Origin of the sequence: Bacillus sp. GBSW19, from assembly GCF_002998655.1 — a bacterium.
Taxonomy (GTDB): Bacteria; Bacillota; Bacilli; order Bacillales; family Bacillaceae; genus Bacillus.
In genome coordinates, this window is record NZ_PVRF01000002.1 from 165,914 (window position 1) to 190,566 (window position 24,653).

The 24,653-nt window shown below is 40.7% G+C and carries 25 protein-coding genes and 1 riboswitch; of the genes, 2 read left to right on the forward strand and 23 right to left on the reverse strand.

The features are described from left to right. Window positions 1-59: 59 nt before the first annotated feature. Complete coding sequence (locus C6344_RS10660; protein ID WP_106072935.1) at window positions 60-1,259, forward strand: DUF418 domain-containing protein; 1,200 nt, start codon at window positions 60-62, stop codon at window positions 1,257-1,259. A 71-nt stretch (window positions 1,260-1,330) separates the two neighbouring features. On the opposite strand, the gene C6344_RS10665 is transcribed toward C6344_RS10660, so the two are convergent. After that, entirely contained in the window at window positions 1,331-2,263 is a 933-nt protein-coding gene (locus C6344_RS10665; RefSeq protein ID WP_106072936.1) for a helix-turn-helix transcriptional regulator, read from the reverse strand. Between the two features lie 83 nt (window positions 2,264-2,346). On the opposite strand from C6344_RS10665, the gene C6344_RS10670 reads away from it, so the two are divergent. After that, entirely contained in the window at window positions 2,347-2,997 is a 651-nt protein-coding gene (locus C6344_RS10670) for an FMN-dependent NADH-azoreductase (protein WP_106072937.1), read from the forward strand. A gap of 169 nt (window positions 2,998-3,166) precedes the next feature. On the opposite strand, the gene C6344_RS10675 is transcribed toward C6344_RS10670, so the two are convergent. The 22 genes from C6344_RS10675 to C6344_RS10775 all read right to left on the reverse strand — a co-directional run bounded on the left by C6344_RS10675 (window position 3,167) and on the right by C6344_RS10775 (window position 24,653). Continuing rightward, on the reverse strand, window positions 3,167-4,783 hold the full coding sequence (locus C6344_RS10675; RefSeq protein WP_060597259.1) for a type I restriction-modification system subunit M: 1,617 nt from the start codon (window positions 4,781-4,783) through the stop codon (window positions 3,167-3,169). Window positions 4,784-4,801: 18 nt separating this feature from the next. Then, window positions 4,802-6,010 (reverse strand): restriction endonuclease subunit S, encoded by a 1,209-nt coding sequence (locus tag C6344_RS10680; protein WP_060597260.1) that lies wholly within the window; start codon window positions 6,008-6,010, stop codon window positions 4,802-4,804. 42 nt (window positions 6,011-6,052) lie between these two features. Next, window positions 6,053-9,109 (reverse strand): type I restriction endonuclease subunit R, encoded by a 3,057-nt coding sequence (locus tag C6344_RS10685; protein WP_060597261.1) that lies wholly within the window; start codon window positions 9,107-9,109, stop codon window positions 6,053-6,055. A 4-nt stretch (window positions 9,110-9,113) separates the two neighbouring features. Continuing rightward, window positions 9,114-9,686, reverse strand: a complete 573-nt coding sequence (locus C6344_RS10690) for a restriction endonuclease subunit S (protein ID WP_060597262.1) — start codon at window positions 9,684-9,686, stop codon at window positions 9,114-9,116. 431 nt (window positions 9,687-10,117) lie between these two features. Continuing rightward, window positions 10,118-11,515, reverse strand: coding sequence for a Fe-S cluster assembly protein SufB (sufB, locus tag C6344_RS10695; RefSeq protein ID WP_034659904.1), 1,398 nt, complete (start codon window positions 11,513-11,515; stop codon window positions 10,118-10,120). A 17-nt stretch (window positions 11,516-11,532) separates the two neighbouring features. Beyond that, window positions 11,533-11,979: a Fe-S cluster assembly sulfur transfer protein SufU gene (sufU, locus tag C6344_RS10700; protein WP_008347017.1), complete on the reverse strand. Its 447-nt coding sequence runs from the start codon at window positions 11,977-11,979 to the stop codon at window positions 11,533-11,535. Next, window positions 11,969-13,189, reverse strand: a complete 1,221-nt coding sequence (locus tag C6344_RS10705; protein ID WP_060597263.1) for a cysteine desulfurase — start codon at window positions 13,187-13,189, stop codon at window positions 11,969-11,971. The genes sufU and C6344_RS10705 overlap by 11 nt, the downstream gene beginning before the upstream one ends. Then, window positions 13,189-14,502 carry a Fe-S cluster assembly protein SufD gene (sufD, locus tag C6344_RS10710; RefSeq protein WP_066030431.1) on the reverse strand — a complete coding sequence of 438 codons (1,314 nt, stop codon included), beginning with the start codon at window positions 14,500-14,502 and terminating at the stop codon, window positions 13,189-13,191. The genes C6344_RS10705 and sufD overlap by 1 nt, the downstream gene beginning before the upstream one ends. An 18-nt stretch (window positions 14,503-14,520) precedes the next feature. Beyond that, window positions 14,521-15,306 carry a Fe-S cluster assembly ATPase SufC gene (sufC, locus tag C6344_RS10715; protein WP_003213654.1) on the reverse strand — a complete coding sequence of 262 codons (786 nt, stop codon included), beginning with the start codon at window positions 15,304-15,306 and terminating at the stop codon, window positions 14,521-14,523. 211 nt (window positions 15,307-15,517) lie between these two features. Further along, window positions 15,518-15,655, reverse strand: a complete 138-nt coding sequence (locus C6344_RS18855; protein WP_162839378.1) for a YuzK family famiily protein — start codon at window positions 15,653-15,655, stop codon at window positions 15,518-15,520. A gap of 215 nt (window positions 15,656-15,870) precedes the next feature. Beyond that, on the reverse strand, window positions 15,871-16,239 hold the full coding sequence (locus tag C6344_RS10720; RefSeq protein WP_003212803.1) for a carboxymuconolactone decarboxylase family protein: 369 nt from the start codon (window positions 16,237-16,239) through the stop codon (window positions 15,871-15,873). A gap of 104 nt (window positions 16,240-16,343) precedes the next feature. Further along, on the reverse strand, window positions 16,344-17,165 hold the full coding sequence (gene metQ / locus C6344_RS10725) for a methionine ABC transporter substrate-binding lipoprotein MetQ (protein WP_003212678.1): 822 nt from the start codon (window positions 17,163-17,165) through the stop codon (window positions 16,344-16,346). Window positions 17,166-17,179: 14 nt separating this feature from the next. Next, the gene (locus C6344_RS10730) at window positions 17,180-17,848 is read right to left on the reverse strand and encodes a methionine ABC transporter permease (RefSeq protein WP_003213651.1); all 669 of its coding nucleotides are present in this window, start codon (window positions 17,846-17,848) and stop codon (window positions 17,180-17,182) included. Then, window positions 17,841-18,866, reverse strand: coding sequence for a methionine ABC transporter ATP-binding protein (locus C6344_RS10735; RefSeq protein ID WP_003213439.1), 1,026 nt, complete (start codon window positions 18,864-18,866; stop codon window positions 17,841-17,843). The genes C6344_RS10730 and C6344_RS10735 overlap by 8 nt, the downstream gene beginning before the upstream one ends. 155 nt (window positions 18,867-19,021) lie before the next feature. Then, window positions 19,022-19,130, reverse strand: a riboswitch (SAM riboswitch). A gap of 102 nt (window positions 19,131-19,232) precedes the next feature. Then, entirely contained in the window at window positions 19,233-19,574 is a 342-nt protein-coding gene (locus C6344_RS10740) for an SCP2 sterol-binding domain-containing protein (RefSeq protein ID WP_003212918.1), read from the reverse strand. Window positions 19,575-19,694: 120 nt separating this feature from the next. Beyond that, window positions 19,695-19,997 (reverse strand): thioredoxin family protein, encoded by a 303-nt coding sequence (locus C6344_RS10745; protein WP_003213095.1) that lies wholly within the window; start codon window positions 19,995-19,997, stop codon window positions 19,695-19,697. 12 nt (window positions 19,998-20,009) lie between these two features. Then, window positions 20,010-20,354: a toprim domain-containing protein gene (locus C6344_RS10750; RefSeq protein ID WP_003213068.1), complete on the reverse strand. Its 345-nt coding sequence runs from the start codon at window positions 20,352-20,354 to the stop codon at window positions 20,010-20,012. A gap of 128 nt (window positions 20,355-20,482) precedes the next feature. Further along, on the reverse strand, window positions 20,483-20,719 hold the full coding sequence (locus C6344_RS10755) for a YusG family protein (RefSeq protein WP_003212882.1): 237 nt from the start codon (window positions 20,717-20,719) through the stop codon (window positions 20,483-20,485). 45 nt (window positions 20,720-20,764) lie between these two features. Further along, entirely contained in the window at window positions 20,765-21,148 is a 384-nt protein-coding gene (gene gcvH, locus C6344_RS10760; RefSeq protein ID WP_106072938.1) for a glycine cleavage system protein GcvH, read from the reverse strand. Window positions 21,149-21,214: 66 nt separating this feature from the next. Next, a complete protein-coding gene (locus C6344_RS10765) occupies window positions 21,215-21,571 on the reverse strand; it encodes an arsenate reductase family protein (protein ID WP_003213086.1) in 357 nt (118 codons plus the stop codon). A gap of 110 nt (window positions 21,572-21,681) precedes the next feature. Beyond that, on the reverse strand, window positions 21,682-23,463 hold the full coding sequence (locus C6344_RS10770; RefSeq protein WP_106072939.1) for an acyl-CoA dehydrogenase family protein: 1,782 nt from the start codon (window positions 23,461-23,463) through the stop codon (window positions 21,682-21,684). Between the two features lie 14 nt (window positions 23,464-23,477). Next, on the reverse strand, window positions 23,478-24,653 hold the full coding sequence (locus C6344_RS10775; RefSeq protein ID WP_034659915.1) for an acetyl-CoA C-acetyltransferase: 1,176 nt from the start codon (window positions 24,651-24,653) through the stop codon (window positions 23,478-23,480).

Here is a 24,653-nt window from a genome sequence, read left to right on the forward strand (position 1 = left end):
GTAAGGATCGATGTGTTGATCCGAATGACATTTATCATAACAAGAAAAGGAGCATGGATATGAATGCAAACAAAGTAGCACACGCGATGAATTTGAAGGATCGAGTTCATTTCTTAGACATCGTAAGAGGATTCGCCTTAATGGGAATTATTCTGGTCAATTACTTTTTAATCGTGGATTCGGCGAAGGGGTTCGATATGGAATCAAATGATGTCTTTCACAACTTGGTGAATTGGTTTGCCTCAGGGAAATTCATTACGTTGTTCTCCTTCCTATTCGGGGTTGGTTTTATGATTTTTATGGATCGCGCTGCCCAAAAGGTGGACAGTCCGAACAAGCTGTTTGCCCGCAGGTTAACCATTCTCTTAGGGTTTGGCCTTCTGCATTTAACTTTTGTTTGGATTGGTGATATTTTGGCCTATTATGCAGTCACTGGCTTTTTATTGCTTTTCTTTTACAAACGCACAGCCAAAACCATCCGAAACTGGCTGATCACACTCTTTGTGATTCAATTGCTCACGCCTTTTTTCACGATGCTGCTTCATACCATCAGTGCAGGCTCATCGGGCAAGCCGGACTTTGCAGATTTTGATTTGACCAGCCACAACAGTCTGACTTATTTAGCATCTATTGGTGACCGGTGGACAGATATGGTGACGATGGCTTCCAGTTCTTTTTCTACCGTCTATTCCATGTTCTTCATGTTTTTACTTGGTGTGTATTTTGTGAAAATGGAGTTTTTCAAAAACATGGAGGCGAAAAAAGCGATTTGGAATCGCATTTGGGTCATTTTCACAATCGCGTTTATGATTACACAGAGCAGTACGATCATTACGGCGGTCAATCCTGTTGAAAATACACTGTGGATGGACATGGCCTCTGCCCTTGAACAAAACGGCGGATTAACTGGCAGTATGTTTTATATGAGTACACTTGCGATGCTATTTCTGCACGTTCCTCAGCTGCGAGGTGCTTTAATGGTCTTTACCAAAGTCGGACGGATGTCCCTGACCTGTTATTTGCTTCACTCGATCATTGGAACCATGCTATTTCTAAAGTATGGAGCGGGGCTTGTCGATCATCTTCAGCCTGCTGGTACGTTCTTCATGGCTATTGGCGTGTATGTCTTCCTTGTGCTTTTCAGTACGTTATGGTTAAAACGGTTTAAGTACGGACCGATGGAATTTATTTGGCGTCAGCTGACGTATGGAAAGGTACATGATAAACCGAAAACCAATACATTCACTGCGGCGAAGTAACTCACCGTGATAAAAACAGATAAGAAAAAGGCGAACTGTAGTGGTTCGCCTTTTCTGAAGTCTTTTATGGTTCAATACTGGTCGACCATTTCTTGCAATTGATTCAGATAACTTTCTTTTAATTCATCAGGGTATTCAATTTTCACATGTTTCCCAAATGAGATCAAATAGTGAGTCATATACGATAATTCTTCTTGGTTGTATCCACCCACAATATAAGGAGTATTCTCAATGATCTCCAATCTCATATTTGGGTAATGATTCTTCAAAAACTTTTCTTTTCCTTGTTCCGTTAATCGACATTTAAATGAGATATCATGATAAGTTTTTTCGTACTCGAGCTGCAGTTCTTTTAATTCTTCCTTCGTAAAGGTGTCTCTGATTTCTTCTTCAATCATCACGTCCTTCATAAAGTCACATCTATAGATGCCCCACTTTTTATTTCGAACATCATATGCTTTGGTGAACCAAATCCCATTTCGATAAAACAACTCAAGAAATTGCAGCCTGATCCTTTTATTTTCATTTTGAGTATAAGTCATCTTCACGATTTGATCTTCCATCATCGCCTGTAAAATCAATTCCAATTGATTTTGTTCACTGACTGGTGCGACATTATAGTAATGAATCACATCCAAAGTCTCCGTGATCATTTGTTTTCTCTCATCAGACATTGTGGCAAACAGCTTTTGCCGAATTTGTGAGTAGGATTTTTTAAATGGTGTTGCTGACACCAAGTCTAAAGCTTTAAGCGCGAAAAAAATAGCTTGAATTTCATCGATATTGAAATAAATAGGAACCAATGGAGATTGTTTCACCAGTCGATACCCTCCATGTCTGCCGTTTTCAACGTAAAAAGCTAAACCCATGGACTCCAACTCTTCCATATCTCTCAACGCCGTACGTTTCGATATGCCAAATTCGGTTTCTAAATCTTTTAATTGAAAAGAGTACTTATCACTTAAAAAAATAAGTTCCTGATTTAATCGTTCTGATTTTTTCATTTGATTTTCCTTTTGAAAAAGGTGACATGTTTTGTCACCTTTATATTTTATACTCAGTTTATCAAAAGAAAAGGAGCATGTATATGCAAACATTAATCATTAACGCGCACCCTGATTTCACTCATCGAGAAAGTTATTCAAACAAACTGCAAACACTATTTTTAGAACAGTTTAAAGAAAGATTCCCTCATGATGAACCTACAATTTTACATTTACATGAAACTGAAATTCCTCGTATCGAAAAAGACCAGCTGCTACGTATTTGGGATAAGCAAGCATCCGAACAAACATTAACAGCTACCGAAGAAAAAATCGCTGCTGCTTCATCTGCTTTATTGGCTCAATTCAAAGCACATCATCGAATTGTGATTGTGTCACCTGTTCATAATTTCAATGTGACTTCACGTATGAAAGATTATATAGATAATATCTTGATTGCTAGAGAAACGTTCAAATATACAGAAGCTGGTTCAGTTGGTCTGATGACTGACGATTATCGTGTACTTTTGCTTCAAGCAAGCGGCTCAATTTTCACAAATAACGATCGATATACACCTCTGGAATTTTCACATCATTACCTAAAAGAAATATTTCAAAACTTGATGGGGTTTCATCAATTTCATATTGTCCGGGCACAAGGAACAGCGATTTTAGAAGAAGAAACGATCTTGACATCTGCAGCTGACGATTTGTCTAAAGCCTTTGATGAGTTTTACTCACCTAGCGAGATGTGAATTGGATTTTTTCAAAAACAAAAAGACCAAAAACGTTTGATTTCACGTTTTTGGTCTTTTTTTATTAACCGATTGAACCTTCCATTTCAAACTTGATTAATACGGAAATAAAGAAATTTTCAAGCCAAAAAGAGCCACGAACTAAATCCTTTGCTCTTTTTTAAGACTATTATTTACCTAAAAGACGGATAAATTTACTCAGTTCTTCTTTAGCTTCATCTGTTGTCCCTTCTAGCTCATTCATTAACCCAAACAAATTATCATATGAACTCGCAATTTCTGCTTTAACTTCTGCCAACTCTTGAGCCACTTGCGAAAGTGGAATTACTTCTTCTTCTTCAAACGTATCGACATAACGTGGAATGTTTAAATTGTAATCATTTTCTTTGATTTCATCCAAAGATGCCACATGAGCATATTTTTCAACGTCTTTACGGTTACTGTATGTTTCAATAATTTTGTCGATGTTTTCAGGGGAGAGTTTGTTTTGGTTCTTTCCTTTTACAAACTCATTTGAAGCATCAATAAATAATATGTCTTTATTCTTGCGAGCTTCACGACCTTTAAACACAAGCACACATGTGGGGATGCCTGTGCCAAAGAACAAGTTAGCTGGCAATCCAATCACAGTATCTAACAGATTGTTGTCGATAATATTTTTACGAATTCTACCTTCCGACGCACCACGAAAAAGTACCCCATGCGGCAAGACTATAGCCATTGTTCCTGCTTTATCTAAATGGTAAAGTCCATGAAGAACAAAGGCGTAATCTGCCTTAGATGCTGGTGCTATACCATAACCCTTGAAACGTGTGTCTTTTTCTCTATCAACGTTTTTTGTATCCCACTTATGAGAATATGGGGGATTTGATACGACTGCGTCGAACTTCAAAGGAATTTGTGTGCCATCTTTTTCAGCAAATGGCCAGTCAGCATCCAGTGTGTCTGCACGTTTCAACTCCATATTGCGATAATTTACCCCATGCATCATCAAGTTCATACGAGCTAAGTTATAAGTCGTCGTATTCAACTCTTGGCCGTAAAACTCAACGCTTCCTTCTTCATCACCATTTGGTAATTCTTTTTGGACTGTTAGAAGAAGTGAACCTGATCCCATTGTAGGGTCATAAACACGGAATTGACCGCCAGTACCATCTGCATCATTCGTGACAATTTTCGCTAAGATTTGACTAACTTCATGTGGTGTATAAAATTCCCCTCCTTTTTTACCAGCATTTGCAGCAAATTGTCCAATTAAGTATTCATAAACGTCACCCAAAATGTCGTGCCCTGAATCGTCTTTGAAAGTGAACTCGTTAATCATCAACACGATATCATTCAAAGCCTTTGCACGTTCGTTTGTACTTGAACCTAGACGTGTATCCCCAAGGTTAACATCTGAAAATACATTAGCAAAATCAGCTTCGGCAATCGCGTTACGTTTTGCATTTGTATTGAATGAGTCAAACATATCTTGGAAGTCACTAGCTTTGATTTTATGATTTTCGATTTTTGATACGATTTTGTCCCAGGTGTAGGCTGGGTCAATCGCATATCCGATACCTTTACTGATTTCTTCAAGGTAATCTTCTTTTTCAGTCTCATCTGTCACTTCGTAGAACTCTTCCAAACCATTGATTTTTAAGTATTCATCTTGATTTTCTGATAAGTATCGATAGAACATAAATGGTAAAATATAGTTCTTGTACTCACTTGCATCCATTGTCCCACGCAGTTTGTTAGCCATTCCCCATAGCTGTGATGTAATATGTGTTGCATTACTCATTTGTGTAATCTCCTTTTCTTATATAAACATTTGTTGAAGCAGTGATTTCTTCAAATTTTTAAGCGAATTTAACTCACGCTGATGAAGGGTGATAAGGTTGTTTAGATGACTGAAAATTGCACTAACTTTACGTTGTTCTTCTAAAGAAGGTAGAACCACTTCAAATTCAGTTAGCATTGGCAATCTTAATGAATCCACAGTGGCCTTAACTGTAAATTTTAGCGCGTGCCGTTTAAAATTCCTTTGCATGTAATACAGAATGTATTTTCCATCAGTTACAGACTCAGTGAAATTGCTTATTTTATAGACTCGTTGATGATAATCAAATTTTCCATTTATGTAATGATAAATCTCACCAAGTCGTCCTTCTCCGGGAATTAATATAGCTTCTCCGTCAAAAATCCAGCGATTACTTCGCTCAATATTTTCAGAGCGAACAAAAAATGGGTATTCTCCATCTCCAACTGCATCTTGCAAATCACTCGAACCAGTCTTAATTTTAGTAATTTCCCCCAACTTACGCTGTTCCCAAACATCTGTAAATCCTGCTAAACGAATTTCAGGAAAATTGGCTCCATCTTTCGGAAACATTTTTTGAAGCAGACTCTTTTTCGTATCCTTCAGCAGTTCCAGCTTACGCTGATGAAGGGTGATGAGGTTGTCAAGATTAGAAAAAAATACTCCAATCTTTTTTTGTTCTTCAACTTGACTTGAGACATAAGCTCTTAATTTGGAAAACTCTTTCATACCGATTCCCTTAGCTGTTCCACCTGAGGCATTAGCATTTAGTTTCTCTTGAACAAGAGGGCTTCTCAATAGTTGAGCCAAGAAATCATTATTTGTTTTTCTGTCGTCAGTCTTAAATGCAACTGTACGTTGATTAAGAATATAACCATCATCATCTGGTACTTGTGCAATGTTTCCAAGTGGTGCTTCAGTAGTAAAAAGTACGTCACCCTTTTCTAATCTACGTTCTCCCATCCACATCTCAAAAAGTTCTTGGTCTCCATATTTCGCTTCAACAGACTTATCAATATAACCATCTTTAACATTTAATGCAGAAAGAACTAAATACCCTTTGTTGCCCCATTCCATTCCAAATTTTGCAGGGCTTTTTCCACGATAATCTAGCACTTCTTTCACAGTGTCAACAAGCCTGCGCTGTTCCCAAGCATCCGCAAATCCTGTGAATCTAATTTGAGGTGATTTTGTTATTTTATCGCTCATTTCTGATCTCCTTTTTGTAGTCTGCTTAATTTTATCACTTGACTATTCTCCTTTCTTAATTTCGTCGGCCATTTCGTAAAATGCTTTACGAAAATCAATACGATACCGAACCCAGCTTAACGCTGCAATCTCTTCAACGGCGATTTCTTTATAATCAGCTCTTGCGTCATTCATAATAGCGGTTAATTCCCCTTGTTTATCCATATCCTCTTGACCTAATCGGTGTTTTTTAATCATGTTTTCAAGTTCCTTAGGCTTAGTACTGTTATCTAGTCCCCAATTCCGGATGAAGTTCGTTACAAGTTGGATATTCGTATCCTTTTGTGCTTGATCCATTGCTTGGTTCATTTTTTCAACACTTCGAGGTGCTGGATAATGATCAAATTCAAACTCTTTCGAGAAAATCTTAGACACAAAATGACTCACTTTAGATTTTTCTTTTTCATTGTCAGACTTGGCGATTTCAACTTGGATTTCATCACGTGTACTTTCAGCTTTTGACATTTCATTCGCGTGTACTTGGTCAGCCATCTGGGCGATCAACTCAATCAAATAATCATAGTTGATGGTCACATCGTGAATATGAACCATCGAGAGATTGACTTGCGAAATATCAATGTCTTCTCGCTTTGCACGTCGTTCTTTCAACTCACCTGCGATTACAGTTGTTAAAATGACTTCCTGCTCTTCAGTAATACCTAAACGTTCATAGAACTCTTCAGGATTATCATAGGCAGAAATAGGATTTTGATCATCATCTTCGGTATATTGTTTCAACTGACTCAACAAGCGATTATACTCTTTCAGATTCTCAAAGACTTCATCCTGTGCTTTTTCACTTGGTGGTAATTGTACAAAATCGTCTGTGAGTGTGGAAAGCTTCTTGATGACTTCTTGCATCTCAGCTTGGACCTTGCTAAATGGTTTAGAAGTAATACCAGACTCTTCGTTGCCTTTCTTCAATTCTTCAAGTGGAAGCTGTTCGTCGGCAGATGCACGATTTGAATAAATAGCAAAAGCCTTATTCATTTCATACTCGTTTTGCTCCGGCCAACGATAATTCACGACATTTCCCCAAGGCTTATCGACAAGGTTATGTATTCTATTTGTACGTGAGTATGCTTGAATCAAATTCCCACCCTTAAGCGTTCGATCAATATAGAGCGTATTCAACTCAGGCGCATCAAAACCGGTCAAAAGTTGATCCACAACAATGACTAAATCTAAATAGTTGCCATCATCAGTTGTCTTGTTCAAACGTCTTGCTAAGTCTTCTGTGTAGGCTTTCACTGTCGTCATATCAAAAGCTGTGCCAAACGCTGCATTATAGGCTTTGATAGCTCTGTGCAAGTTCTCGTTCGTTTTCAGTTGATGGACACTATTGGATGTATCTGCTGAGAAACTCACTGCAACTTTTAACCGTTGATCTGCTGGACGATTCGCATTTTCTTCAGCAAACTTATCGAAATATTCCATCGCTCTTGGTGTACTTGCTTTATTACCACCAACGTGAACTGTAAACAAGGCATTATATTTACGCTCATTTGAACGTTTCTTCCAGTTATCGAAGATGTCTTTCACTACTAAGTTCACATGTTCTGGACTATAGTCATAAACACTACCACGAATATTATCATCAATATCATCTTCGGTAGGATCTTCGGGAGCTTCGATCGTTTCCTTAAATTCAACGTTAAACCCTAATACATTTTTATCCGCAATCGCTTCTTTAATGGTATATGCGTGTAATAGTTCACCAAAGATTTCTCGTGTTTCAGGGAATTTTGGTGTACCAGTATAACCAATCCAAGCAGAATTAGGAACTGCTTTTCGAATCGATTCAAGCATCCCTTCATTTTCAGTACCACTGCCAGTTGATCGGTGGGCTTCATCCACAATAAAAAGAATATTTTCATTAAGTGGCTTGAAGCTGTCCCGCACTACATAACGTGACATTTTTTGGATACTTGTCACAATGATGTTCTTATCGCTTTTCTTCGTTAGTTTGCGATGAAGGTCTGAGATATTGGCTGTGTCACCCACAACACCAGTTTTCCCTTCAAAACCAGCAACAGGATCATAGGCTTTATAAGCATCTGCTGTTTGGTTGGTAAGTGCGATCCGGTCAACCAAAAAAATCACTTTATCTACATTAGATAGACGGCTTGCAAGCCACGCTGTCTTAAAACTTGTGATTGTTTTACCTGAGCCTGTCGTGTGCCAAATGTATCCTAATTTACCACCATCATATTTAAAGTCAAACTTTCTAACTTTATCAAGTACACGCTTTGTGGCATAGACTTGATAGGGACGCATGACTTTGATACTTTCTTTATTTTTTGTACCATCTAGTACCATGTAACGTGTTGCCAAATCATGAGCCATTGGAATGGACAACACTTTATCCGCAAACGTCTTCCATGATCGAATAGGGCGAGCATCATCTTCATTTTGCCAGTTGAAAGCAAAAGCTCGGTTAAAGTTTTCGAGTGGGGTATTTGCCATATAACGAATATCAAACGGTGTCATCGCGATTAAAATCTGCAAAGTTGAAAAGATACCGCTGAATTGTTTTTCAGCTATATACTGTTCCATCTGATTTAAAGATTCCGTAGCGCTATGAAGTGCTTTCTTTAATTCAATTTGAATAATCGGCAAACCATTAATGAGCAAAGTCACATCAAACCTGCGAGTCGGCTTACCATCAACAACTTTTGGCCGCTTAATTTGATTTACTACTTGATAAACGGTATTCCCGCCACCGACTTGGGCTTGGTCGAATACTGTCAAGAACACATGTCTACCATTATCAAGGTCAACTTCAATTTCAGAAACACCATTAACGCCATACAAAAACTGTCCGGCCTGGTAAGGTGATTCGATACTAGTGATGATTTTCTTCACTTGGTTAAATTCAGTAACAGACAAGGGCTCATCTAATCGTGCGCTATTGTTTTGTTCTAGGATTATTTTAAAGTTATCCCAAAGTTGTTCAGTTGTTTTAATGTCTTTTTTGTAATCCCATTGTTTTACTCCACCGATTTTGGTCAAATAATCGATAACTTCATTTTCAAATGCTAATTCCGATTGACTTTTCATTTCATTACTCCCCCTTTAATGTTTCTTCTATTACCGAGCTCGTAAACTGCCCTATCAAGTCTGCGTATTGGCTTAACTTATTTTGTAGCTTCATTGTTTCTACGTATATAGTGCCTATTTTCTTCTGTTCCTCGATCGGAACAATTGGAACGATCATTTCCCCAAGGGCACGAAGCGGAATTCTTAGAATAAGGCCACTCCCCTGTGACCCCCTTTCTTTTTGCTGCTTCACATCTTTATGAGCATTAAACAAGTAAAGAAAATATCTCTTATCAAGTTGTTCGCTATCAAACTCTATTTTCGTAAAGTTGAGAGACAACACTTTACCAACATTATTTTCACCAACAATTGTAGCTAGCTGCAATGAGTTACTGATAACAACATCACCTTCATTTAACGATAGGTTATTTTGAGATTTTGCCTTTTCTTCAACAGCTACGTCCTCACGATGATAATCAGCTTCAAAAGACGCTTGGTCATAATACTTTATTTCTTGAGTTTCAAACTGCTTTTGTGCTCTTGTTGGATTAATACCGGGAACGAACGTTACGAATTCATTTAATTTACTTTTCTCCAATTAAATCGCCCCTAATCACATATATGATTTTTTGAAATATCACCATATTACAAATTAAAACACATCAAGATTGTTTCGTCAACGATAATATGAAATATTTCCATATTACATATTGTCGTTTTTGAAAAAACATCTTGAAAACCATAACATAAGCGATTTTAAAATTTCTATAATTTTCTATTTTTATCATATGTTTGTGACTGATGTGCTTAAGGAATCATCTCCAGACATAGTAATATGTACAAATATAAAGGCACACATGATTTAACCTACACATGCGCAATACTGCTTCTTTAATGAGGTTGTGGGGCATAAATCGATTAAAAAACAGAGGACATTTATCTAGATATTACTGAAAAATAAAAGAAGACGAACTTCAAAAGTTCGCCTTCTACACTATTCAAACCCTTGTAAATAAAGGTTTTTAAATTTTAACCAATCGAACCTTCCATTTCGAACTTAATCAAACGGTTCATTTCAACGGCGTATTCCATTGGCAGTTCTTTTGTGAATGGCTCGATGAAGCCCATGACGATCATTTCTGTTGCTTCTTCTTCAGAAATTCCGCGGCTCATCAAGTAGAATAGCTGTTCTTCTGATACTTTTGATACCTTCGCTTCGTGCTCTAATGAAATGTTGTCGTTTAAGATTTCATTGTAAGGGATCGTATCAGATGTTGATTTGTTATCCATGATGAGTGTGTCACACTCGATGTTTGAGCGTGCACCCTCTGCTTTGCGTCCGAAGTGAACGATTCCGCGGTATGTGACTTTACCGCCTTGTTTCGAAATCGATTTCGATACGATCGTTGAAGATGTGTTTGGTGCAAGGTGAATCATTTTCGCACCTGCATCTTGGTGCTGACCTTTACCTGCTAGGGCAATACTTAATGTCATACCACGAGCACCTTCACCTTTTAGGATGACCGCTGGGTATTTCATTGTCAGCTTAGAACCGATGTTTCCATCAATCCATTCCATTGTCGCATTCTCTTCACATACTGTACGTTTCGTCACAAGGTTGAAGACATTGTTTGCCCAGTTCTGAATCGTTGTATAACGGCAGTAGCCGCCCTTTTTAACGACGATTTCAACAACCGCACTGTGAAGAGAGTTTGTTGTGTAAACTGGTGCTGTACAGCCTTCTACGTAATGCACATGTGCGCCTTCATCAACAATGATCAGTGTACGCTCGAACTGACCCATGTTCTCAGAGTTGATACGGAAGTATGCTTGAAGTGGTGTATCTACTTTTACGCCCTTTGGTACGTAGATAAATGAACCACCAGACCATACAGCCGAGTTAAGCGCAGCAAATTTGTTGTCAGTCGGAGGAATGACTTTTGCCCAGTGCTCACGGAAGATGTCTTCGTTCTCTTTTAATGCGCTGTCTGTATCTTTAAACACAATGCCTAGATCTTCAAGGTCTTGCTTCATGTTGTGATACACAACCTCAGATTCATACTGAGCAGATACACCTGCTAAGTACTTTTGCTCTGCTTCTGGGATACCAAGCTTATCAAAGGTTTGTTTGATTTCTTCTGGTACTTCATCCCAAGAACGCTCAGAGCGCTCAGATGGCTTTACGTAGTACGTAATTTCATCAAAGTTTAATGCATTTAAATCTCCGCCCCATTGTGGCATCGGCATGTTGTAAAAGTGCTCAAGAGATTTCAAACGAAAGTCGAGCATCCACTGAGGCTCTTCTTTCATACGAGAAATTTCTTCAACGATCTCTTTTGTCAGTCCGCGCTCTGAACGGAAAATGGAAACGTCTTTATCAGAAAAGCCGTATTTATATTCACCAACATCTGGCATTTTTTTAGCCATCCATTTTCACTCCAATCTTATGATTTGCCGTTATCTTCGGCAGATGCGCCTTTTTCAAGCGCCTTCCAGGATAATGTTGCACATTTGATGCGGGCTGGGAATTTTGCCACTCCCTGCAGCGCCTCAATGTCACCAAGATCAATGGAATCGTCGTATTCTTTTCCTAGCATCATATCGGAGAAAATCTGAGACATTTTCAAAGCTGTTTCAATATCTTTCCCTTTAATCGCCTGCGTCATCATAGAGGCAGATGCCATCGAAATAGAGCATCCTTCTCCTTCAAATTTCGCATCAATGACTTTTTCGTCTTCGATTTTCATCGTGAGACGAATGCGGTCACCACACGTTGGGTTGTTCATATCGACGACAATGCTGTCGTTTAACACACCTTTGTTTCTCGGATTTTTATAATGATCCATAATCACTTGTCTGTACAGTGTGTCTAAGTTTACATTAAAAGACATTCGTAAAATACTCCTTTGTCTTACGGAGCGCTGCGATGAGCTCGTCAATCTCTTCTTCTGTATTGTACAGATAGAAGCTTGCTCTTGCAGTCGCTGATACACCAAGCCATTTCATGAGCGGCTGTGCACAGTGGTGTCCAGCACGAATGGCGACACCTTCCGTATCCAGAACAGTAGACGCATCATGTGGATGGACGTCGTCTAAGTTAAACGTCACAAGTCCAGCTCGGTGCTGCGGTCCATAAACAGTCGCACCATCAAGCTCCTTAAAGCGCTCAAGCGCATAAGTGACAAGCTGATGCTCGTAACGGCTGACTTCTTCCATACCAATGTCATTTAAGAAATCAATCGCTTTTCCTAGTCCAACTGCTCCGGCAATAATCGGTGTTCCCGCTTCAAATTTCCACGGCAGCTCTTTCCAAGTAGAATCATACAGATCCACAAAGTCGATCATTTCACCGCCAAACTCAGCAGGCTCCATATTATTCAAAAGGTCCTTCTTCCCGTAAAGTACACCGATGCCAGTCGGTCCACACATTTTATGCCCAGAGAATGCGAAAAAGTCACAATCTAGATCCTGAACATCAATTTGCATGTGCGGCGTGCTTTGCGCACCATCGACGACAATGATTGCCCCATGATCATGGGCAATTTTAGCGATCTCTTTAATCGGGTTGATGGTTCCTAATACGTTTGAGACATGTGTGACAGCGACGATTTTCGTTTGATGTGTGACCGTTTGCTTCACATCTTCAAGCGATAGCGTGCCGTCTTCCTGTAACGGAATGTATTTCAATGTGGCGCCAGTTGCTTTTGCTGCTTGCTGCCAAGGGATGATATTCGCATGATGCTCCATGTGCGTAATGACAATCTCATCGCCTTCTTTGAGGTTTGCTCTTGCATAGCTGATCGCCACTGTGTTTAGTGCAGTTGTTGTGCCTCTAGTAAAAATAATCTCCTGGACAGATGAAGCACGGATGAATGCACGAACTTTCTCTCTCGCACCCTCGTATGCGTCCGTTGCTTTTGTGCCAAGGGTATGAACACCCCTGTGGACGTTCGAGTTGTAAGACCGGTAATACTCATTCATTGCATCAATGACCACTCTTGGTTTTTGAGAAGTCGCTGCACTGTCCAAATACACCAAATCATGTCCGTTCACTTGCTGATGAAGGATTGGAAACTGCTCACGAACGTCTTTGATATTCATTATTTTACTTTCCTTTCAATCACAGAAACGAGCTGCTTTTTAACTCCTTCAATCGGCAGTTCTTTGACGACTGGATTTAAGAAGCCATAAATCACAAGTCTTTCTGCATCTTCTTTGGATATCCCGCGGCTCATGAGGTAATACAATTGAATTGGATCGACACGTCCAACAGAAGCAGCATGCCCTGCTGTGACATCATCTTCATCAATTAATAGAATTGGGTTTGCGTCACCGCGTGCTTTCTCACTCAGCATGAGAACTCGTGATTCCTGCTCTGCATTTGACTTCGTTGCGCCATGCTCGATTTTACCAATTCCGTTAAAGATAGAGGATGCTTGATCCTTCATCACACCATGCTTCAAGATATACCCTTCAGAGTTTTTACCGAAGTGGATGATGCTTGTTGTAAAGTTTTCTGTTTGATTGCCCCGGCCGACAACAACTGATTTTGTATCACCGAATGTACCGTCGCCCATGAGCTTTGTGATGTTTTCAGACACGACGTCTCCATCATTCATCAGGCCAAGCGCCCATTCGATTTTACTGTCACGGCCATTTGCCATACCGCGTCTGTTCACATAGACTGTGACACCTTCTGCAAGGTTATCTACTGCACCGTAAGTGACGCGGGCATTAGCTCCTGTAAACACTTCAGACACGATATTGAAGATCGCTTCTTCCGGCTTTGCCGTACTGATGTAGTTTTCTACATATGTCACAGCACTATGGTCGTCTGCTACGACGATGACATGGTTGAACAAAGTCGTGTCGTCATTTTCATGCAGGTAGACGGCTTGAATTGGTGCTTCAAGTTCTACATTTTTCGGTACATAGAGGAAAGCTCCACCATTGACTAAAGCAGCATGTAAAGCTGTTAGTTTATGCTCATCTACTTTTACTGCATCAGTCATGAAGTATTTCTGCACTAGATCTCCATGTTCGCGGATCGCTGTATGAAGGTCAGTGAAGATCACACCTTTGTCTTTCGCTTCCGTTGAAAGAGACAAGTATGCTGGCGTTTGATCACGCTGAATGTAGACTGTCTTATCCGTGTCCTCTAAATCAATGAGAGATTTCACTTCTTCAGGAAGCTCTTCTAATGATCCAAATGGCGCACTTTCGACTGTATGCTGTTTGAAATTGGTTAAATTCCATTTAGAAATATTCGTTTTGTCAGGCTTTGGCATTGGAAGGTCTTCTGCTTTTTCAAGAGCCTGTAAGCGAAGGGAGCTCATCCATGCCGGTTCCTGATGCTTCTCGGAGAAGCTTTTGACATAATCTTGATCTACTGATAATTTCGTTTCTAATGTCATCAATAATCCTCCTAACGCTTACGCTTCTTGACCAACAGTTTCGTCTTCAATTCCTAACTCTTTTTTAATCCAGTCATAGCCTTCTGCTTCTAAACGCTGCGCGAGCTCTGGTCCGCCAGATTTCACGATACGTCCTTGCATCATGACATGAACATGATCTGGTGTGATGTAGTTCAGTAGACGCTGATAGTGAGTGATCATTAAGCAGCCGAAGCTTTCGCCGCGCATTCTGTTAATTCCTTTAGAAACCACTTTCAAAGCATCGATATCAAGACCAGAATCGATTTCGTCAAGAATCGCAATCTTTGGTTCAATCATCATTAATTGAAGAATTTCATTGCGTTTTTTCTCCCCGCCTGAGAAACCTTCGTTTAGGTAGCGCTGCGCCATGTCTGGGTCCATTTCAAGGAACTCCATGTTTTCGTCCATTTTGCGGATGAATTTCATCAGAGAGATTTCATCGCCTTCTTCTCTGCGAGCGTTAATAGCAGAACGAAGGAAGTCCGCATTTGTGACACCACTAATTTCAGATGGGTATTGCATCGCAAGGAAAAGACCTGCTTGAGCGCGCTCATCTACTTCCATTTCAAGTACATCTTCGCCATCTAGCAAAATGCTGCCTTTTGTTACTTCATATTTAGGGTGTCCCATAATTGCAGCAGATAAAGTTGATTTACCTGTACCGTTTGGTCCCATTACTGCGTGGAATTCTCCACCTTTTATCTCGAGGTTTACACCCTTTAAGATTTCTTTCCCTTCAATCTCAACGTGCAAGTCCTTAATTGTTAATGTCGAAGCAGTCATATATCGATACCTCCAAAATAATCATTATTCTCAATTTATTCTCATTCTAATTTTATAACAAATTAAAAGTGAATACAACACATTCACGATATACGTGAGAGGATGCTCTCAAAATTCTAACAAAAAAAGCCGGTAGATAAAAGGATTTATGTCGAAAAGACTGTTTTCATAAAGAAAGGACGGGAAACTGTTCTCCCCGTCCCTGAGCTATTTAATAGCCTCGTATATTCATTTTTGCGAGCTGTCTTTTCTCATCTCGATAGGACTGCTCTCGTTTATATTCCACTTTCATCCGTAAGTCATGGTCCCTTTCGTACTCTGCATAGCTCATGCCGTGAGCTTTATGCATGGCCTTTTCCATCTCGGCGGTATAATCCAATCCCAGTGTACTATGGTCCGAACAAATAATAAACCATTCCCTTCTTTGAGTGTAGCTTTATTATATCAAAGACATGCGGCTTCACTCAAAAGGGATATGACGTTCTATGCTGGCATATTTTCTCACACAATCGGCTGAGAACGACTCAACTCCCTGATATGGAAAAATACCGTCTTATCCTTCCCTTAATGCGTCTGTCCTCCAAATTCATCAATACATTGCTGAACGACAGTAATCCCTTGACTCAGTGCTGCCCCGCCGCCAAATGCTGCCGCCACGCTGACAACCTCCAGCAAATTCTCTTCTGTCGCGCCTTGATCGAGCGCTCCCTTTGTATGATAAATCATGCAGTATTCATCCTGTGCATGAATACTGATGCCAAGGGCAATCATTTGCTTTTCCTTTTGCGTTAATGAATCGCTCTGAAAGCATTGCTCCGTAAATTCATTGAATTTCTTCCCAAACACCGGCATTTTCTTCTGAAATTCACCCATTGCCGTTTTATAATCAGTCAGTGATTGCTGCATGGATCCGCTCATATGCTGTTCATTCATCTTCATTCCATCCCTTCAGGTCATTTGTACATTTTTATTATGAGCGAGATTTGAAAAAATACACAAAAAAACCTCGCTTTGATGAAAGCGAGGTTAACACATTGTTATTCAGATACCGGTAGTACAGCACCGTCATATTTTTTGTCGATGAATTCTTTGATTTTATCAGAGTGAAGAACTTCCATTAATGTCTTGATCTTATCTGATTTTTCTTCACCTTTGCGAACCGCCACGATGTTTGCATATGGGTTGTTCTTTGTTTGCTCAAGTTCAATTGAATCTTTTTTCGGATTCAATTTATTTTGAATCGCATAGTTGACGTTAATAAACACAGCATCGCCTTCACTGTTTTCATAAGCTTTCGCTGTTAGTTCAGGAGCGATTTTTTTGAACTTTAGGTTCTTCGGGTTTTCTTTGATGTTCTTTACTGTTGCGTTGATTGTATCAACTTTAGGATCAATCTTAATGACACCAGCATTTTGCAATAGTGCAAGCATACGGCCTTGTTCAGCTACGTTGTTTGTCATGATGATCGTTCCGCCGTTTGGAATATCTTTTACTGATTTGTATTTCTTAGAGTAGATACCGAAAGGCTCAAGGTGAACCGCACCAGCACTAACTAGGTTGTAATCTTTGTTTGATTTATTTTCTTCATTTAAGTAAGGGATATGTTGGAAAAAGTTTGCATCCACTTCTTTTTCAGCTAACGCTTTGTTGTACATTTTATAATCACTAAGTACTTTCACTTTTAGATCGTAGCCTTTTTCTTTTAGAAGTGGTTTTGCTTCTTCAAGAATTTCGGCATGTGGTGTTTTTGAAGCGGCAACCGTAATGGTTTTGCTATCACTTGCGTTATTAGATGAACCGCATGCAGCTAAGATGCCTGCAAATGCTAGAAATAGTGCACTTAAAATCAATTTCTTCATGAATAAATCCTCCCTTAACGTTTATCAATTTTATTTGTAATCAAATCACCGATTATTTGAATAATAAAGACGATGATGAGAATAAACACAGTAGCTACAAGTGTGACATCTGTATTACCAGATTGGTATCCTTCCACATAAGCAAGGTCACCAAGTCCGCCTGCTCCAATTGCACCTGCAATCGCAGTTGAGCCAATTAAAGCAATCGCTGTTACGGTAATACCTGAAATGAGGGCTGGCAATGATTCTGGCAGCAATACTTTGAAAATGATGGTCGACGTTTTCGCTCCCATTGACCGTGCTGCTTCAATGACTCCTTTGTCTACCTCACGCAGTGCAATTTCGACAAGACGTGCATAGAATGGAGCTGACCCAATGACAAGGGCAGGGAGTGCTGCATTTGGACCTAGAATTGTATGCATTAAGAATTTCGTGAACCCTAATAAAAGAATAATTAAGATGATAAAAGGAATCGATCTGAAAATGTTGACGACTGCACCGATGACAGCATTGATCGGTTTATTTTCCCAAAGACCGCCTTTTCCTGTAAGGAAGAGCAGGAGTCCTAGGATAATCCCGATTGCAAAAGCAAATGCCAATGAAATGAGTGTCATGTACACCGTTTCACCCGTTGCATTCCAAATCACATCTAGGTCAACGTTCGGAAACCATTTCTCAAACATGTGTCATCACCTCAATTTCAACCTGTTTACTTTGGATATAGGCGATGGCTTTTTCAACCTCGGTCTCTTCTCCATTAATATGGATAAAGAGTGTTCCAAACGCGCCTTCCTGCGTTTGAGAAATCTTTCCTTGAAGGATGTTTACATCGACCTTGAAGGATCGAATGATTTCAGTGATGAGCGGTTGCTCGGCAGAATCGCCAATAAAGGACAACCGTACGACCTGACCTTCTTTTACTCGCTCTAAGACGTGTTCGATTGTTTCTTTCGCTTCCTCTGGTTCAGCAAGCTGCTGTACAAATCGCTTCGTCATCTCTTCCTTCGGCTGTCTGAAGACGCGTAATACTTCGCCTTCTTCGACAATGCGTCCATTTTCCATGACCGCGACGCGATGACAAATTTTGCGAATGACGTGCATTTCGTGTGTGATGAGCACAATTGTCAGCCCTAAACGTTTATTGATATCCGCTAAAAGATCAAGGATAGAATCCGTTGTTTGCGGATCAAGCGCTGATGTTGCTTCGTCACAAAGAAGAACCTTTGGATCATTTGCTAATGCTCTCGCAATCCCCACACGCTGCTTTTGTCCGCCGCTAAGCTGAGACGGATACGCATTTTCTTTTCCTTCTAAACCGACTAATTTAATCAGTTCATTCGCACGCTCTCTCCGTTTCGATGTAGGTACACCTGCGATCTCAAGCGGGAACATAATATTTTGTCTCACTGTTCTTGACCAAAGTAGGTTAAAGTGCTGGAAAATCATGCTGATTTCTTGTCTTGCTTTCCGAAGTTTCGCATTCGATACTTCATTGATCCGGTTGCCTGCCACTTCAACAATTCCTTCTGTTGGCAGCTCCAGACCGTTTAATAGGCGAATAAGCGAGCTTTTTCCGGCACCGCTATACCCGATAATTCCGAATATTTCACCTTTATCAATATCTAAGTTGACGTCTTTTACTGCGTCAACATTTCCACTTTTTGAGTAGTACGTTTTTGATACATTCTGTAAATGGATCACAGTCTGCTCACCTGCTTTCTTGCTGAATCTATAGGTTGCCATCACATACGTTCATTTATTCTTCGTGCTGTCATGACTCTAGCCTGTTGCCAGATCAGTAAAAAAGACCTAACTGCAACGCAAGCAGAAAGGCCTTTTATTTCAAATACGCCTTTCTCTCATCTTTCAAAGCGTTGCGACTTTGAGTGAATTGGCACCAATTTCAGCTATGCTGACGGTTGCCGGGTTTCATAGGGCACGTCCCTCCACCTCTCTTAATAAGAGAAAATATGTTGTTTTATGTGATGTTCATGTTTTTACTAACGTAGAATATCATGCCACCCGAGATATGTCAACGCTGTAAATCGCTAATTTCCAAGTAAACGACTAAGTTATCATTTTTCGAAAAAAACCGTTCGTCAGCCAAAGTACCGCCTCTAGTCTTAGGAGCGCACGGAATGACCCTTTTACTTTCACTTGTCCCCTGCTAATTAACTGCTGTAAGGACATATCTCCATCTAATAATTGAAGTATTTCTTTTCTCTCACCATAAAAGATGAGATCCGATAACTCAATTGCAGGTAGTTTCTTCACTTCACCACGCTCATCCACAATCAATGTACAAGAGTCAGTTTCCGCCTCAAATGTAATCTTCAAGGATGATGATGAGAGCAGCGGTTTTAGCAATAATCGCTGCCCTGTGTTTCCATGGGTTTTCACTTTTTCCACATGTATAACCTCCCTGTCATTTGGTTATACATAACATTTCTCTACAAACATTCGCTTGTCCTTTATAAATAACTCGACAAATTTTCAGATGAATTGCTTGAAATATGACAAAAAACCGCTTTATTTAGCGGTTTCAATCATTTCATGAAGATATGGTACGGAGTGAAAGGCATAGCCTTTTTGCACCAGCTCACCTTTTTTAAACAGTAGAAAGCAAGGAACGCTTTCGATCTCAAAAGCCTTCGCAAAGCCTGGTGAGTAGTTTAAGTTATTTTCATAAAAAGGTACATCCGGCTGCATGGTGTCTACGACAGCCAGCATTTTCTTTGCCAGCTGACATGTTCCGCAAAACGGTGTATATAAGTATAAAAGAAATAAATCGTCCTTTATCTCCTTGAATTCGTGTTCTTCAATCTCTTTCATATACGTCCACCCTCATAAATATTTCGAATGAACATCAATGTTTGCAGCTAATAGGATAGATGCAATGTGGGCTGACGGTGAAGCGGCCACTTCGCGGTACGTTCTGTCGACAAAAAGATGAAATGCTTCAGGGAATTCTTTTCGAAATTGCTTCCGCAGTTTGTCGCCTGCATCGTCACTGTCTGCTAATATGTAAACGTCTTTCCCCAATAATTCGTCTACGAGCTGATCCAGCTTCGATGTACTGATCGTGCCATTGGTGCAAATGATGGTAACAGGTTCACTTATGACTTCTTTTAGCTTTTGTTTGTCTGTTTTACCTTCTACAATGATGACCTTTTCTACCTCTACATTCATCACGATCACCCGGCCCTTTTGACGTTGTTCACTTCTCCCTTAGATTACAATTTTTCATTCAGGTTGTAAAGATTGGGCGCTTGCACTAAAAAGACTGCAGCTTATGCTCACTGCAGCCTCATCTGTGATTAGCACCAGCCATTTTCATCATCACAGTCTACATATTTTTCTGTTCCGTGGGTCAATGTATCCGTCAGACGATAAAAACGATTTTGCTCATAGGAATAACCTGATTTTAACTCATATTGGTTTTCACTAATCATCGTGCCAATCTCTTCATTTTGATGATACAGCACCATGCCGCTTTCTTTGAATCGTCCAGTGACATGATCTGTTATATCCACATGTTCTTTTTGAAAAGACAAATTGGACACCCCCCCATAAAGGTAGAGTGTCCAATTTCACGTGAATTAGTCTTCTTTTGTCATTTCTTCATATTGCTCAGCAGTCATCAAGTTCTCAATTTCAGATGTATCAGCTGGCTCTACCACGATCATCCATGCTGTTTCGTATGGAGAGTCGTTGACGAATTCAGGGCTGTCATCCAGCTCATCGTTCACTTCGACGATTGTACCGTTGATCGGTGCGTAAAGCTCAGAAACTGTTTTCACTGATTCTACACTTCCGAAAGGCTCGTCCGCTGTAATTTTGTCTCCTACTTCAGGAAGCTCAACGAACACGATATCGCCTAGCTCAGATTGAGCAAAATGCGTAATACCGATACGCACCTTATCTCCTTCTACTTTGACCCATTCATGTTCTTCTGAATAACGTAAATCTTTTGGTGTGCTCATTCAATACCCCTCCAGTCTTTTCTTTCAATCTATATTGAAGATACCACAATCTGAATGAAAGTTACATCATTTCCAGACGCTTTTAAATGTATCTTCATTAAATCCAACTGTGACTCGTTTACCGTCTGTTGTAATCGGGCGCTTGATCAGCATTCCGTTAGATGCGAGTAATTCTAGCTGCTCGCCTTCTGACATTGCAGGAAGTTGATCTTTCAGCTGTAGCTCTCGGTATTTCTGTCCGCTTGTATTAAAGAACTTCTTCAGCTCTAAGCCACTTTTTTCGTAAAGCGCTTTTAATGTTTCTTTATCAGGCGTCTCTTCGACGATATGTATGCTGTTGATATCTTTATTGTGTTCTTCCAGCCATTTTTTTGCTTTTCGGCATGTACCGCAAGATGGGTATTCATAAAAATCTAAAGCCACTATTTTCACCTCCTGCAAGTAGTGAGAACATTTTATCACAAAATATTTTAAAAACCTAAATGTATGCTTACAAAAAGGTGCGGAGTGATACCCGCACCTTTTCAGCCGTCTTATACGATATATTTCTCTGCTTCAAAGATTCGTTTCGCCACTTCGCGCTTTTTGGCGATGACATTGATCGGGGTGAATCTTGTCAGTTTGCGAAGAGCTGACAGACTCATGCGGAGTGCATCTCCTTCTTCCATCGCGATCAAGGATTCTTTTGCATGAGCTTCAATTTTTAAGAAGGCTTCCTGCGTGAAAATTTGTGTGTAAGCAAGCTTTTGAGTATTCTTATCTAGCCCTGATGCAGCGATTGCCTTTTCAGTACGCAGAATCGCCGATTCAGCAGCAAAAATTTCATTGACGATATCCGCTATGTTCACAAGAATCTCTTGCTCTTTGTCTAATGCTTTTCCATACTTCATCGCCGCCATTCCAGATACCATTAAGGCGATCTTTTTCGCATGGGCGAGCAAGTATTTTTCTTGATCGAGCGGCTGATCACCTGGCTCTTCCGGCATCATCATCATGAGCTCTTCCTGTAAGGTTTGCGCCTTTTGAAGCAGCGGAAGCTCTCCCTTCATCGCTTTCTTCAAGAATGTGCCTGGTACAAGCAGACGGTTGATTTCGTTAGTCCCTTCAAAAATACGGTTAATCCGCGAGTCACGATAGGCTCTTTCGACCTCGTATTCTTGCATGAATCCATATCCGCCGTGAATCTGCACGCCTTCATCTGCAATATAATCTAAAGTTTCAGAGCCAAGCACTTTACAAAGAGAGCATTCAATCGCATATTCTGCAATGGACTGGGCAATTTGTTTGCCGTCCTTTTGCTCTTCTTCACTTAATAGACCCATGCGCTGTTCAAATAATCCGACTGTGCGGTAAACAGCACTTTCCATCGCATAGAGCTTTGCCGACATGTTGGCTACTTTTTCACCAATTAAGCTGAATCGAGAAATTGGTGTTTGGAACTGCTTACGCTGGTTTGCATATTCTGCCGATAATTGAATGACACGTTTTGACGCACCAATTGTCCCGACAGCCAGCTTGTAGCGTCCGATATTCAAAATGTTAAAGGCAATGACATGACCTCTGCCAGCTTCACCTAGTAAATTCTCCTTCGGCACTTGAGCATCTTCAAGAATTAACGTTCTCGTCGAGGACCCTTTAATGCCCATCTTTTTCTCTTCAGGTCCAGTTTTGACACCTGGAAAATCCTTTTCTACGATAAAAGCAGAGAAGTGTTCACCATCAATCTTCGCATATACGACAAAGACGTCGGCAAATGCGGAGTTTGTAATCCATTGTTTTTCCCCATTAAGCACATAATGGGTTCCAGCTTCATTCAGGACTGCAGTCGTTTTTGCTCCAAGAGCGTCAGAGCCTGATCCTGGCTCAGTTAGGGCGTACGCCGCAATCGTTTCTCCAGAAGCGAGTCCAGGCAGGTATGCTTCCTTTTGCGCTTGATTTCCAAACAGCACGATTGGCAGAGATCCAATGCCGACATGGGCGCCATAGGAAAGTGAGAAACTCCCTGCTCTGGAGAATTTCTCGGTAATGATGGCTGAACTGATTTTATCTAATCCGAGTCCGCCGAATTCTTCAGGCACATCAGCTCCTAGAAGTCCAAGCTCTCCAGCCTTTTTGAGAAGCCTGACGGAATGCTCGAATTCATGATGTTCAATTTGATCTATATACGGAACAACGTCTTGTAAAATATAATCCTCTGTTGTCTTTCCAATCATTTGATGCTCATCAGAGAAATCCTCTGGTGTAAAGATATGCTCATAATTCGTCTCATCAATTAAGAAGCTTCCACCCTTTTTTACATCTTCCATTGCTTTCATCCTGATTTCCCCCTTTAGATCAATTCAAAAATTCCTGCTGCTCCCATGCCCCCGCCGATACACATTGTGACGATGCCAAATTGCTCGTTTCGCCGTTTCATTTCATGAATGAGTGACAGTGTAAGTTTCGTTCCTGTACAGCCGAGCGGATGCCCTAGCGCGATTGCCCCGCCATTGACATTCACTTTCTCTTCATCGATCCCTAAATGACGAATGACTTGAATTGCCTGAGAGGCAAACGCTTCGTTTAATTCAAACAGCCCGATATCCTTCAGCTCAAGTCCAGCGATTTTCAGCGCACGCGGAATGGCTTCAATTGGACCGATTCCCATTACCTCAGGCGGTACACCGCCAACAGCAAACGCCCTGAACTTGGCGAGCGGCTGAAGGGAAAGTGAGGATGCTTTCTCACGATCCATCATCATCACACACGCAGCGCCGTCACTTGTTTGAGAAGAGTTCCCTGCGGTCACCGTGCCTTTTGTTGAGAAAGCCGGACGCAAAGTGGAAAGAATCTCCTCCGTTGTGCCCGCTCTCACGCCTTCATCCTGTGAGAAGGTGAATGAATGCTCTTCTAATTGATATTGCTCTCCTACCCGCCGCTCTGTTACATCAACGGATACGATTTCATCTGAAAATTTCCCTTCCTGCAATGCTTTGGCTGCCTTTTGATGACTTCTTACCGCAAAGGCGTCCTGATCTTGACGTGTGACCTGATATTTTTGCGCCACTTGCTCTGCCGTGTGGCCCATGCTCATATAATATTCAGGCGCTTGCTCTGCCAATTGAGCATTCGGACGAATGGAATGACCCATCATCGGCACCTGTGACATCGATTCGACTCCTCCGGCTAAGATCGTTTCTGCCTGGCCGAGCATAATCCGTTCACCCGCATAAGCGATTGACTGAAGACCAGATGAGCAGTAGCGGTTGATGGTGATGGCAGGTACTGTATACGGAAGCCCTGCTAACGCCCCAATATTCCGAGCCACATTTAACCCCTGCTCTGCTTCTGGTGTTGCACACCCGATGATCAAATCATCTATCTGTCCGTCGTAATTACCGGCACGCTTTAATGTTTCTTTTACACACAATGCGCCCATATCATCAGGCCGAACATGTTTTAACGATCCTTTTTTCGCCTTCCCTACTGGTGTTCTCGCGCCAGCGACAATGACTGCTTCTCTCAT